13 protein-coding genes are annotated in these 12,422 nt (G+C 73.3%); 6 read left to right on the forward strand and 7 right to left on the reverse strand.

Translation table 11 applies throughout. The features are described from left to right. Nucleotides 1-7: 7 nt before the first annotated feature. Entirely contained in the window at nt 8-1,027 is a 1,020-nt protein-coding gene (locus C7S10_RS03855; protein ID WP_108343038.1) for an aminotransferase class V-fold PLP-dependent enzyme, read from the forward strand. Between the two features lie 100 nt (nt 1,028-1,127). On the opposite strand, the gene C7S10_RS03860 is transcribed toward C7S10_RS03855, so the two are convergent. The 5 genes from C7S10_RS03860 to sp36 all read right to left on the reverse strand — a co-directional run bounded on the left by C7S10_RS03860 (nt 1,128) and on the right by sp36 (nt 4,007). Beyond that, nucleotides 1,128-1,655 carry a TIGR03086 family metal-binding protein gene (locus tag C7S10_RS03860; RefSeq protein ID WP_108343039.1) on the reverse strand — a complete coding sequence of 176 codons (528 nt, stop codon included), beginning with the start codon at nt 1,653-1,655 and terminating at the stop codon, nt 1,128-1,130. 40 nt (nt 1,656-1,695) lie between these two features. After that, nucleotides 1,696-2,472: an MBL fold metallo-hydrolase gene (locus tag C7S10_RS03865; protein WP_243395184.1), complete on the reverse strand. Its 777-nt coding sequence runs from the start codon at nt 2,470-2,472 to the stop codon at nt 1,696-1,698. 64 nt (nt 2,473-2,536) lie between these two features. After that, on the reverse strand, nt 2,537-3,385 hold the full coding sequence (locus C7S10_RS03870; RefSeq protein WP_114327779.1) for an NUDIX hydrolase: 849 nt from the start codon (nt 3,383-3,385) through the stop codon (nt 2,537-2,539). Between the two features lie 2 nt (nt 3,386-3,387). After that, nucleotides 3,388-3,849, reverse strand: coding sequence for a RidA family protein (locus tag C7S10_RS03875; RefSeq protein ID WP_108343040.1), 462 nt, complete (start codon nt 3,847-3,849; stop codon nt 3,388-3,390). Then, on the reverse strand, nt 3,849-4,007 hold the full coding sequence (sp36, locus tag C7S10_RS22120) for a Sp36 family protein (RefSeq protein ID WP_165807040.1): 159 nt from the start codon (nt 4,005-4,007) through the stop codon (nt 3,849-3,851). The genes C7S10_RS03875 and sp36 overlap by 1 nt, the downstream gene beginning before the upstream one ends. An 81-nt stretch (nt 4,008-4,088) precedes the next feature. Here sp36 and C7S10_RS03880 point away from each other — a divergent pair, with 81 nt between their 5' ends. The 5 genes from C7S10_RS03880 to C7S10_RS03900 all read left to right on the forward strand — a co-directional run bounded on the left by C7S10_RS03880 (nt 4,089) and on the right by C7S10_RS03900 (nt 9,768). Further along, entirely contained in the window at nt 4,089-5,252 is a 1,164-nt protein-coding gene (locus C7S10_RS03880; RefSeq protein ID WP_108343041.1) for a sensor histidine kinase, read from the forward strand. After that, the gene (locus C7S10_RS03885) at nt 5,249-5,911 is read left to right on the forward strand and encodes a response regulator (RefSeq protein ID WP_108343042.1); all 663 of its coding nucleotides are present in this window, start codon (nt 5,249-5,251) and stop codon (nt 5,909-5,911) included. The genes C7S10_RS03880 and C7S10_RS03885 overlap by 4 nt, the downstream gene beginning before the upstream one ends. Before the next feature lie 309 nt (nt 5,912-6,220). Beyond that, on the forward strand, nt 6,221-6,973 hold the full coding sequence (locus tag C7S10_RS03890; protein ID WP_108343043.1) for an ABC transporter ATP-binding protein: 753 nt from the start codon (nt 6,221-6,223) through the stop codon (nt 6,971-6,973). After that, entirely contained in the window at nt 6,973-9,360 is a 2,388-nt protein-coding gene (locus tag C7S10_RS03895) for an ABC transporter permease (protein WP_108343044.1), read from the forward strand. Before C7S10_RS03890 ends, C7S10_RS03895 begins: the two co-directional genes overlap by 1 nt. 9 nt (nt 9,361-9,369) lie before the next feature. Further along, the gene (locus C7S10_RS03900; protein ID WP_108343045.1) at nt 9,370-9,768 is read left to right on the forward strand and encodes a low affinity iron permease family protein; all 399 of its coding nucleotides are present in this window, start codon (nt 9,370-9,372) and stop codon (nt 9,766-9,768) included. Nucleotides 9,769-9,775: 7 nt separating this feature from the next. Here the strand turns inward: C7S10_RS03900 and C7S10_RS03905 are convergent, their stop codons facing one another. Then, nucleotides 9,776-11,200 carry a purine-cytosine permease family protein gene (locus tag C7S10_RS03905; RefSeq protein WP_108343046.1) on the reverse strand — a complete coding sequence of 475 codons (1,425 nt, stop codon included), beginning with the start codon at nt 11,198-11,200 and terminating at the stop codon, nt 9,776-9,778. Nucleotides 11,201-11,300: 100 nt separating this feature from the next. Then, on the reverse strand, nt 11,301-12,338 hold the full coding sequence (locus tag C7S10_RS03910) for an LLM class flavin-dependent oxidoreductase (protein ID WP_108343047.1): 1,038 nt from the start codon (nt 12,336-12,338) through the stop codon (nt 11,301-11,303). Nucleotides 12,339-12,422: the final 84 nt, after the last annotated feature.

Here is a 12,422-nt window from a genome sequence, read left to right on the forward strand (position 1 = left end):
CCTGCGCATGAGCCTGGCCCCCGAGGAGTTCGCTCCCGCGGGGGTCTTCCTCAACTCCGCCACGCTCGGGCTCGCGCCGCGGCGCAGCGTCACCGCGATGCGGTTGTACGAGGACTCGCGGCTGGCCGGGACGGTCGACGCGGTGTCGATCGACGCGTACGTCGAGCGCGGCCGCGCCTGCTTCGCCGCCCTGCTCGGTCGTGACCCGAGCGAGGTCGCGACCGGCTCCCAGGCCAGCCAGTTCGTCGGGCTGGTCGCCGCCTCGCTCGCCCCGGGCAGCGTGGTGCTCGCCGCCGAGGAGGACTTCACCTCGGTCCTCTTCCCGTTCCTGCGGGCCGACGTCGCCGTACGCCTCGTGCCGCTCGAGCGCCTGATCGACTCGATCACGCCCGACGTCGACCTGGTCGCTGTGTCGGCGGTGCAGTCGGCCGACGGACGGCTGCTCGACCTCTTCGCCCTCGCCACGTCCGCGGAGGCCGCGGGTGCCCTGACGCTGGTCGACGTGACCCAGGCCGCGGGCTGGCTGCCGTTGACCCACCTCCGTGCCGACTACGTCGTGGGCGGGGGCTACAAGTGGCTGCTCGGCCCGCGCGGCACCTGCTTCCTCGCGGTCGGCCCGAGCGCTCCGCCGCTGCCGGAGCTCGCCGCGGGGTGGTACGCCGGGGCATCGCGCTGGGACTCGATCTACGGTCCACCGCTCCGGCTGGCCGACGACGCCCGCCGCTACGACCTCTCCCCCGCCTGGGGATGCTGGGTCGGTCATGCGCCGGCGCTGCAGCTGCTCCTGGACATCGGGATCGACCGGATCCACACCCACGACCTCGCGCTGGCCAACGCGTTCCGCGACGGCCTCGGGCTGCCCGCCGGCGACTCCGCGATCGTCTCCGTCCCGGCGCCGTCCGACATCGCCGAGCGGCTGGCGCAGGCTGGCATCCAGGCCGCGGTCCGCGCCGGACGGCTCCGGCTGTCGTTCCACCTCTACAACTCCGAGTCCGACGTGGAGGCCGCGCTCCGCACGCTGGGCTGAGACGGCCACCTCGTCGGACGTCGTGCGGGACGTCCGACGCCCCGGTCGTCCGGGCGACCACACCGTCGGACGTCCCGGCGTGCGCCCGACGACCCGTCGCCTACGCGGAGGGGTCGCGCCCCGCGAACGCCGCGAGCCGGTCGTACGCCCCGGCGTCCTCGGCGACGGACACCGCGGGCGCGAACACCGAGCCGCGGTTGTCGTCGGTCAGTCCCTGCTGCATCGCGGCGAGCCCCGCCTCGGCGACCTCGTCGTCCAGCTCGACGTCGCGGCCCAGCGCCCGGGCGAGGTCCCACGTGTGGACCGCCATCTCCGCGACCTGGAAGCCGGCGCCGGCCGCCTGGTCGGCGGGCTGGCCGTGCCAGTGGTGGATCAGGTCGTCGGCGCCCGCCCGGAAGGTGGTCGCCCACGCGCCGTCCGGGATGGCGGCCGGGGCCGCGAAGTCGACCTCCTCGCCGCGCGCCATCTGCAGGAACCGACCCGGCCCGGAGGCGAGGTGCGAGGCGAGGTCGCGCACCGACCACTCCCCGCACGGTGTCGGCTTGTCGAGGTCCTCGGCGTGCACGGTGGCGAGCACGTCGCCGGCCTGGTCGAGTGCGCGGGAGAGGGTGACGACGGGCTCGGTCATGCTCGTCACGCTAGGCCGAGACCCGGCCGACCACAACGGGTCAGGACGACTCGAGGTGGGCCAGCTGTGCGCGCACGGAGAGCTCGGCCGCGCCCCAGAGGACCGGGTCGACGTCGGCGTACACGACCTCGACGACCCGCCGCGCCAGGTCGTCCGACGGCGGGAGCGTCGCGACGGCGTCGCGGACCTGCTCGAGGCGCGTACGGCGATGGGCGATGTAGTAGTCGAGGGCGCCGAGCGCGTCGTCGATGACGGGTCCGTGGCCCGGCCAGATCGAGCCGATGCCCTGCGAGTCGCACAGGGCGTGCAGCCGGTCGAGCGAGTCGAGGTAGGCCCCGAGCGACCCGTCGGGATGGGCCACGACCGTGGTGCCGCGACCCAGCACGGTGTCGCCGGTCAGCACGGCCGACTCCGAGGGCAGGACGAAGGAGAGCGAGTCGGCGGTGTGGCCGGGGGTCGCGACGACGTGCACCTCGAGGTCGCCGACGGTGACGACGTCACCGGCGCCCAGACCCTCGGAACCGAGGCGGAAGGCGGGATCCAGAGCCCGCACGCCGCACCCGTGCCGCTCGGCGAACTCCTTCGCCGCCTCGCTGTGGTCGAGGTGGTGGTGGGTCAGCAGCACTCCGACCACGTCCTGGCCGACGTCCGAGACCGCGGCGAGGTGGGACTCGATCGACGGCCCGGGGTCGATGACGAGTGACCGCGAGCCGGACGACAGCACCCAGGTGTTGGTGCCGTCGAGGGTCATCAGGTCGGCGTTGGGCGCCAGCACGCAGGTGGCCGCCGACCCGAAGGTCCCGCCGGTCCAGCTCACTCGGGGTCCCCGCGGCGTTGTGCGGAGGATCGCAGCGGAGGAGCAGAACGTCGTGGGGTGAAGTTCACCTGGACTCCATCAGGGACAGGTAGGCGGGCGGGGTGGAGAGCACGAAGTCGTCGCCGTCCGAGATCACCTCGGGGGTGAACATGTCGACGGTGCGCGACCCGGCCGCGGCCAGGGCGGAGGTCGAGTCGGGGTACTGACCGGCCTCCAGGCAGGTGAGGTAGGTCGGCGGCAGCATCAGCATCTCGCCGGCCTCGACCGCCTCGACGGCGGACAGGGCGGGCAGCCAGGTGACCGACGACGACTCCGACGACACGTCGCGGGTGACCTGCGAGCCCGGCAGGGCGGCGACGAAGAACCACGTGCGGTAGCGCTTCGGCTCGAAGACCGGCGTCAGCCAGCCCGACCAGGCGCCGAGCAGGTCGGTGCGCAGGACCAGCCCGCGGCGTACGAGGAAGTCGGTCATCGACAGCTCGCGCGACTCCAGCGCGAACCGGTCGGCCTCCCAGTCGTCGCCGGTGGTGTCGTCGACGACCGTGTCGGCGGACGGTCCGGCCAGCAGCACGCCCGACTCCTCGAAGGTCTCGCGCACGGCCGCGCACACCAGCGCCCGCGCCAGGGACGGCTCGCAGCCCAGCGTGGTCGCCCAGTCCTCGACCGAGGGACCGGCCCAGGCCACGTCCTCGGCGAAGTCGCGCGGGTCGACCCCGCCACCCGGGAAGACGCACATCCCGGCCGCGAAGGCCATCGTGGTCTGACGGCGCAGGAGGTAGACCTCCGGTCCCGACGCGCCGTCGCGCAGCAGCACGACAGTGGCGGCGTTGCGCGGCTCGGCCGGCGTGGCCTCACCGGCCGCGTAGGACCGCGCCTGGTCGACGAACGACTGCGGCAGCGGAGGGCGCTTCACGCTCAGTCGGCGACTTCGACGATCAGCTCGACCTCGACCGGCACGTCGAGGGGGAGCACCGACACGCCGACCGCCGAGCGGGCGTGGCGCCCGAGGTCGCCGAAGACCTCGCCGAGGAACTCCGACGCGCCGTTGGCGATCTTCGGCTGGCCGGTGAAGTCCGGCGTCGACGACACGAACACGACCGCCTTCACGACGCGGGTGATGTTGTCGAGCGAGCCGATCTCGGCGCGGATCGCGGCGAGCGCGTTGAGGGCGCACTGCCGCGCGCACTCGTAGCCCTCCTCCTCGGTGACCGAGCCGCCCAGCTTGCCGACCGCGATCATCTCGCCGTCGCGGGCCGGGAGCTGGCCGGCGGTGTAGACGAGGTTGCCGGCCCGGACGGCCGGGATGTACGCCGCGAGCGGCGGGACCACGGACGGGACCGTGATCCCCATCGACTCGAGCGTCGCCTCGGCGCCCATCAGGAGTCGGCCTTGGGTCGCTTGAGGAAGGCCACGAGACCGCCCTGGGCGTTGGTGTGGATCGCCACCAGCTCCCACCCGTCCTGGCCGAAGTTGTTGAGCATCAGCGCTTCGTTGTGGAGCGGAATCGGCGCCACCTGGTAGTCCCACTTCGTCATGGCTCGCACCCTACTCGGGACGGACCCGGGTCCTCCCGTGGGCTGACGCCGCGACCGAGCCCGTGCGTCTACCGTTCCGGCATGGACCCGCTGCACGCCCGCCCGTGGCAGCTCGGCTCGCGCGGGCGTCGGTGGTTCGACGTCACGCTGGCGCTGGGACTGCTGGGAGTCGGCCTGCTGGGCCACGTCATCTCCGGCCAGCTCGTCGCGGCCGTCCTGACCGCGGTCCAGACGGTGCCGCTCGTCCGGCGCCGTACGCACCCCTGGCCGGTCTTCCTCACCATCGCCGCCGCGAGCGCGCTGCAGGCGGTCCTCGTCGACACACCCATCGTCGGCCAGCTCGCCTTCCCGATCGCGGTCTACTCGGTGGCCCGGTGGGCGCCGCGGTGGCAGGGCGTGACCGCGCTCCTCGTCGGCTACGCCGGCGCGGGCGTCGCGTCGGTGCGCTGGATCACCGCGTTCGACACCGGGAAGATCACCGCCGGGACCCTCACGCCGTACGTCGTCACCATCGCCGCCATCGTCACGACCGCCTGGGCTCTCGGCTTCGCCGGTCAGCAGCGGGAGAGGTACGTCGCTGCGCTGGTCGAGCGCGCGGAGCTGGCCGAGCGCACGGCGGAGCGCGAGGTGCAGCTGGCCGCGCAGGACGAGCGCGCCCGGATCGCGCGCGAGATGCACGACGTGGTCGCGCACGGGTTGTCGGTGATCGTGGTGCAGGCGGACGGCGCCGGCTACGCGGCGGCGAAGGACCCGCAGGTCGCGCTCGACACGCTCGGCCGGATCGGGGCGACCGGTCGCGAGTCGCTGACCGAGATGCGGCGACTGCTCGGACTCCTGCGCAGCGGCGACTCCGGGGTCCGGCCCCAGCCCGGGCTCGCCGACGTCGCGCACCTCGTCACCGACACCCGCACGGCGGGCACGCGGGTCGAGGCGGACCTGCCCGACCCGTGGCCGGTCGTGTCCGACGGCGTCGGGCTCGCGGCGTACCGCATCGTCCAGGAAGCCCTCACCAACGTGCGCAAGCACGCCGGGCCGAGCGCCGGGGTGACTGTTCGGGTGGGCGTGCAGGCGGGTGCGGTCGAGATCGAGGTGCACGACGACGGCCGGGGCGCGGCGGCAGGCTCCGACGGCGGCGGGCTCGGGCTGCTCGGGATGCGCGAGCGCGCTGAGTCGCGCGGCGGGACCCTCACGGCCGGGCCCGCGGCCGGGGGCGGGTTCGCGGTCTCTGCGAGGATCCCGCTGTGAGCGAGCCGATCCGGGTGTTCCTGGTCGACGACCAGCAGATGGTGCGTGCCGGCTTCCGGATGCTGGTCGAGAGCCAGGACGACATGGTCGTCGTCGGCGAGGCCGGCGACGGCGGCGAGGCCCTCGCCCTGCTCGCGGTCACCGCGAGCGACGTCGTGCTGATGGACGTCCGGATGCCGCGGATGGACGGCGTCGAGGCGACCAGCCGCCTGCTCGCGACGCCCGACCCGCCTCGGGTGATCGTGCTGACGACCTTCGACCTCGACGAGTACGCCTTCGCCGCGATCCGCGCCGGCGCCTCGGCCTTCCTGCTGAAGGACGCCACGCCACCCGACCTGCTCGGCGCCATCCGCTCCGTGGTCGCGGGCGACGCCGTCGTGGCACCCAGCACCACGCGTCGGCTGCTCGACCACTTCGCCGCCCTGCCGGATCCCGTCTCGGTCGCCTCCGACCCCCGGCTGGACGTCCTCACCGAGCGCGAGCTCGAGGTGCTCACCCTGATCGCCCGCGGTCGCACCAACCCCGAGATCGCCGCCGACCTCGTCGTCGCCGAGACCACGGTCAAGACCCATGTCGGGCGGCTGCTCGCCAAGACCGGGTCCCGCGACCGCGTGCAGCTGGTGGTGCTGGCCTACGAGTCGGGGCTCGCTTCCTCCTGAGCGGTGCCTCCTTGGGCCCGGAGAACGCGTGCGCGGCGGTGCCACACCCACGTTCCCGTCCTCCGGAATGTGGCTCACACACCGTCCGCTCGCGTGCCGCCGCCGACACACCGCAGCGGCGGTGCCACACCCACGTTCCCGTCCTCCGGACTGTGGCTGACGCACCGGTGGCAGGATCCGCCGGGAGCGCCCGTCCTCCCCAGGTCGTACGCCGCGGCGCGCACCGTCCTCCCGACGGCGGACCGGCGGAGTCGCACGTTCACCCCGCGGGCCGACGATCGAGCGGCCGGAGGACGCGAGCGTTGAGCCATGACGCAGACGACCCAGAACACCCGAGTCCACACCGCGGCGAGCGCCCGCGACCTGACCAAGACCTACGGCCGCGGCGACAGCCTCGTCCACGCCCTGCGTGGCGTCGACGTCGACCTCCCCGCGGGCCGGTTCACCGCGATCATGGGGCCGTCCGGCTCCGGCAAGTCCACGCTGATGCACTGCCTGGCCGGCCTCGACGGTGCGACCAGCGGCAGCGTCACGGTCGCCGGGCGCGACCTCGCCGGCCTCGACGACACCGCGCTCACCCTGTTCCGCCGCGACCACATCGGCTTCGTCTTCCAGGCCTTCAACCTGCTGCCGATGCTCACCGCCGGGCAGAACATCCTGCTGCCGCTCGAGCTGTCCGGCCGCGCCGTCGACCGGGTGCGCTACGACCAGGTCGTCGGCGTCCTCGGGCTCGCCGACCGGCTCGGGCACCTGCCGAGCCAGCTCTCCGGCGGGCAGCAGCAGCGGGTGGCGATCGCTCGCGCGCTCGTCACGCAGCCCGACATCGTGTTCGCCGACGAGCCGACCGGCAACCTCGACAGCGAGGCCAGCGCCGAGGTGCTCGGACACCTGCGACGGTCGGTGCGCGAGCTCGGCATGACGGTGGTGATGGTGACGCACGAGCTCGACGCGGCGGCGTACGCCGATGACGTCGTCGTCATCCACGACGGCGCCATCACCGCCCACCTGAGCGACCCCGGCCAGGACGAGCTCGTGGCCGCACTGCGTGGAGGTCGGGCCTGATGCGCAGCGTGCTGCTCGCCTCGTTGCGCCATCACACGCGCAGGTACGTCGCCTCCGCGATCGCCGTCGTCATCGGGGTCGGGTTCGTGGTGGCCACCGGCATGCTGACCGGCGCCACCCGTGAGGGCCTCACCGCCGACACGGGAGCCCCGACGGCCGGCCTCGAGACGATGGTGTCGATCACCGACTCGAGGCAGGCCGACCGGCTGATGGCGGGCGCGGCCGACCGTGGCGTGCCGGCCGTGACCCTGGGCTACGCGATGGAGCCGGTCAGCAAGGACGGCATCCAGCTCACCCGGTCGGCCGACGTCGCCGAGGTCTCCACCCGCCCCGCGCTCCAGTGGCAGGACCTCGAGTCCGGCCGCTTCCCGACGGCGGACGACGAGGCCCTCGCCGACACCAACGCGGCCAAGAGCACGGGCGTCGCCGTCGGCGACGTGCTGCGGATCGGGCGCGGTGACGACGGTCGGGACGTGACGGTGGTCGGCATGGTCGACAGTCCGGTCGGCCTCGGCAACGACCTCTACGTCCCCTGGTCGACGTTGCGGACCTTCCAGGACTCGCTGTGGGTCGACGCGGTCGCGTGGGGCGGCTCGCCGTCGCTGGCTGCCGACCTGGTCCCCGACTCGACGACCCGGGCCGCCGACGACTGGGTCGCCGAGCGGCAGGCGGAGATCTCGCGCGGTGTGGACATCATCGCGGTCATGGCGCTGCTCTTCGTCGCGATCGCCTTCTTCGTCGCCGTGCTGGTCATCGCCAACACCTTCTCCATCCTCTTCGCCCAGCGGCTCCGGGAGTTCGCGCTGCTGCGCTGCGTCGGCGTCACGCGCCGCCAGCTGCGGCGCTCGGTGCGCCTCGAGGCGCTCGCGCTGGGCGTCGCCGCCTCGGTCGTCGGCGTCGTCGGCGGGGCTCTCGGCGGCGTCGCGCTGGTGGCGGTCGTGCGGCACTGGTTCGACGACATGGGCGCGCCCGCGCTCGATCCGCGCTGGGTGGGCGGGGCGTTCGCGGTCGGCGTGCTCGTGACGGTGGCGGCGGCCTGGCTGCCCACCCGGTCGGCGACCAAGGTGGCCCCGCTGGCGGCCCTGCGCCCCGACACCGGTCCCGACGTCCGCTCCACCGCCGGCCGCATCCGCCTCGCGCTGGCCGTCCTCGCCCTCGCTGCTGGTTCGGGTGCGCTGTTCCTCTCGATCGCCGCCGAGGTCGTCCCGCTGATGCTGGTCGGCGGCATGGTCACCTTCGTCGGTGTCCTGCTCCTCGGCCCGTGGCTGATCCCGGCCCTGGTCCGCCTCGCCGGCCGGCTGGTGGGCGACGGTCCGGTCCGGCGGCTCGCTGCCGGCAACGCGGTGCGCAACCCTCGGCGTACGGCGACGACGGCCGCCTCCCTCCTCGTCGGCGTGACCCTCACGACCGCCGTGCTCACCGGCCTCGCCAGCTCGCGCAGCGCCCTCGACGACGAGATGGACGCCGACCACCCGCTCGACGCGACCCTCAGCGCCACCGAGGGGCCGCTCGACGCCGGGCTGGCGGAGCGGATCGCCGCGGCGGACGGCGTCGCGGACACGCTCGCGCTCGACGGGACGATCGCGACCATCGCCGGGGACGCGATCCCGGTCGCCGCGGTCGAGAGGACCCTCGGTGTGGTTCGCGGCACCGACGACCTCTCACCCGCCGACGGCACCGTGCTGCTGCCCTACGACGAGTCCGAGCACGTCCGGAAGGACGGGACCGTGGTCGTCACCGTGGACGGCACGCGCCACGAGCTGCGCGCCGAGGTCGGCGGAGGCTTCGGGCAGGCTGCCCTGGTCTCCCCCGCCACCCTGGCCGGCCTCACGAGCGACCCGCGGCCCGTCGCCGTCTGGGCGCGCGCCGTCCCCGGCACCGACGCCGCCGACCTCGACGGCGACCTCGCCGCGCTGGCCGGAAGCTCGGCCACGCTCGAGGGCGGCTACGCCGACCGGCAGTGGGTCGACCTCCAGGTCGACGTGATGACGGGCGCCGTGGTCGGGCTGCTCGGCATCTCGGTGGTCATCGCTCTGATCGGCATCGGCAACACCCTCGGGCTCTCGGTGCTCGAGCGCAGCCGCGAGAACGCGCTGCTCCGCGCCATGGGCCTGACCCGGCAGCAGCTGCGGCGGGCGATGGCGACGGAGGGACTGCTGCTGTCGGTGGTCGCGACGGTGGTGGGTACGGCGATCGGGCTGGTGTTCGCCTGGGTCGGGGTGCAGGTGCTGCTCGGCCCGCTGCTGGACGACGCCGCGGTGACCGTCCCCGTCGCCCAGCTCGCCGGGGTGATCGGGGTGGCCGCCGTGGCCGGACTCGCGGCGTGCGTCCTGCCAGCGCGGCGAGCCGCCCGGATCACGCCCGCGGCGGGGCTCGCGCTCGACTAGCCTCCGGACATGGAGAGCAACGACGCTGCCGAGGATCGGTCCGGCGGGGACGACGGCAAGAACGGCTTCGAGCGGTTCGTCGACGCCGTCAACGAGCGGGTCAGCCGCGCCCCGTTCTTCGGGGTGATCCTGGTGGCGCTGGTGCTGTGGGCGGTGAGCTATCCGCTGTGGAAGACCACCACAAAGTGGGAGCTGGCACTCCACACCGGCTCGTCGATCCTGTCACTGCTGCTCCTCGTCCTCCTCGAGAACGCCGGTCGGCGCAGCGAGGAGACGGCTCAGGAGAAGCTCAACGTGCTCGCCAACGCCCTCGCCGCGCTGATGGACTCACGCGCGGCCGACGACCCCGACCTCCGGCAGGCGGCGCAGGAGCTCCGCGAGGCGGTCGGACTCGAGGAGCGGCACTGAGCCGTCCTCAGACGGTGGCGTCCTCCAGCTCGACCTGCTCGGCGGGGGCGCGCGGGTCGCGGCTGGCCCACACGTAGTACATGACCGCCGGCACGACCAGCCCCACGATCCAGGAGATGTCCGAGCCCCCGAGGGCCTCGGTGAACGGTCCGGTGTAGAGCGTCTGGGCGAGGAACGGGATCTGAATCAGCACGCCGACGGCGTACGTCGTGAGGGCGACGACGTTCCACGCGCCGTACCTCCCCTGCGGGTCGTAGAGCGCGGGCAGGTCGACCCGCTCCTTCGACACGAGGTAGTAGTCGGTGAGGTTGATCGCCGACCACGGCGTGAAGACCATCAGCAGCAGGAGCACGAAGTTCTTGAAGTTGTCGAGGAAGTCGGCGCTCGCCCAGAGCGCGATGCCCATCGACAGGGTCAGCATCACCAGCACGAAGGCGGCGCGGGCGTTGCTGCCCATCGTCCGGCGGCCGGTGATGGCGGTGGAGATGGTGGCCGCGCACATGAAGCTTCCGTAGGCGTTGAGGCAGGTGACGGTGAGCTTGCCGATGACCAGCAGCAGGTAGATCAGCCCCGCCACCACCGCGCCGGAGGCGAGCCCGCCGAGCCAACCGACCTGGTTGCCGAGGAACGCGTCACCGGCCACGGCCGCCACGATCGCGCCGAACGTCATCGAGAGCTGCGAGCCGAGCACGCTGCCGGCGTAGGTCCACCAGAACACGGAGGTCGGAGGCGTGGTCGCGGGCAGGTAGCGCGAGTAGTCGGCGACGTACGGACCGAAGGTGAGCTGCCAGCCCGCGGCCAGCGAGACGGCCAGCAGGAAGGTGACGACGTCGAAGCGGTTGTCCACGAAGGCCGCGCTCACGTCGTGCTGCCGCACGAGCTGGATCGCGAGGTAGCCCAGGCCGAGGATGCCGAGCACGCTGGCGACGCGGCCCACGGCGTGGATCCAGCGGTAGCCGACGATCGCGATCACCGCGACGACGGCCACGAAGATCACGATCCCGACGGCCGCGGTGTCGACCTTCAGCAGCTCGTTGATCGCCTGGCCGGCGAGGACGGTGCCCGTCGCGGTGAAGCCGAGATACATCACGATGACCAGGACCAGCGGCACGATCGCGCCGTACACGCCGAACTGCGCGCGGCTCGAGATCATCTGCGGCAGGCCGAGGCGGGGGCCCTGCGCGGAGTGCAGCGCCATTACGACGCCGCCGAGCAGGTTGCCGATGAGGAGGCCGACGATGGCCCACAGCGCGTCGGCGCCGAAGACGACCGCGAGGGCGCCGTCGACGATCGCGGTGATCTGCAGGTTGGCGCCCATCCACAGCGTGAACTGGCTGAACGGGGTGCCGTGCCGTTCGTCCGCGGGGATGACGTCGATCGTACGGCGCTCGACACCGCGGGAGGCGATGGTGCTGTCGGCCTGGGTCGTCATGAGGGGTGCTCCTTCGGTGGATATGTCCCCCATCACACGCCCCGTGCCGCCGCTCGCGACACCCCCGATCGCGAGCGCCCGTCTCACATCCGAGACAGGATCAGCCGGCAAGCAGCGCCAGCGTCTCCTCACGGGCGGGCGACGACCCGGCCTTGGTGCCGACGACGGCGCCGGCCACGGGGTGCACCATCACCTCGTCGACGCCGAACTCGCGGGCGAGCGACTCCACCCGCTCACGCGCGGCGGTGGGCTCGTCGACGACCCACTTCGCCAGCATCGACTCGGCGAGGGCCTGGTGCTGGGGCGGGAGGTCCTGCGCCTCGGCGTCCTCGACCAGCCGCTGGGGCGCCAGCCGGGCGCCGGTCCGCAGCGCGACCATCGCCTGCGCCTGCGGCAGGGCCAGCCGCCGCGCCTCCTCGCGCGTCTCGGCGACGGCAGCATTGACCGTGAGGAAGGTCCGCGGCTCGGGGTGCTCCTCGGAGGGCTGGTAGCTCGAGCGGTAGAGCTCGAGGGCCTCGGCCGTGCCCTGGCCGGCGAAGTGGTGGGCGAAGACGTAGGGCAGGCCGCGTGCGGCAGCCAGCCGGGCGGAGTAGTCGGAGGAGCCGAGCAGCCAGATCGTCGGGACGCTGGCGGCCTGCGGCGTCGCGCGCAGCGGCTCGCGGCGACCCGCGACGGTCATCTCGACGCCGTCCGGGTGCATGAGGGTGGCCACGTCCTCGACGTACTGCGGGAACTTCGCGACCGCGTCGTCGGCCGCGGCCGTCGCGCCGCCGCGCAGGACGTAGCGGGTGAGCATGTCGGTGCCGGGTGCGCGACCGATGCCGAGGTCGATCCGGCCGGGGAAGGCGGCCTCGAGCAGCGCGAACTGCTCGGCGACGACCAGCGGCTCGTGGTTGGGCAGCATCACCCCGCCGCTGCCGACCCGGATGCGCTGCGTGGCCGCGGCCAGGGTCGCGATCAGCACGGGCGGGTTGGTGGCCGCGACCGCGGGCATGTTGTGGTGCTCGGCGACCCAGTAGCGGGTGTAGCCGAGCTCGTCGGCGACCTGCGCGAGGCCTCTCGAGGCCTGGACGGCATCGGCCGTCGTCTGGTCGGAGCGGACGGGCACGAGGTCGAGCACGGAGAGAGCTGGAGTCACACCTGACCCAACGACGGAGCGGCCCCACTATTCCTGGTTGACCTCGAGTCCACGTCACCTCCTACGTTCTGCGATCGTGACCCT

It is taken from the genome of Nocardioides currus, from assembly GCF_003057875.1.
In the GTDB taxonomy this organism is placed as follows: Bacteria; Actinomycetota; Actinomycetes; order Propionibacteriales; family Nocardioidaceae; genus Nocardioides; species Nocardioides currus.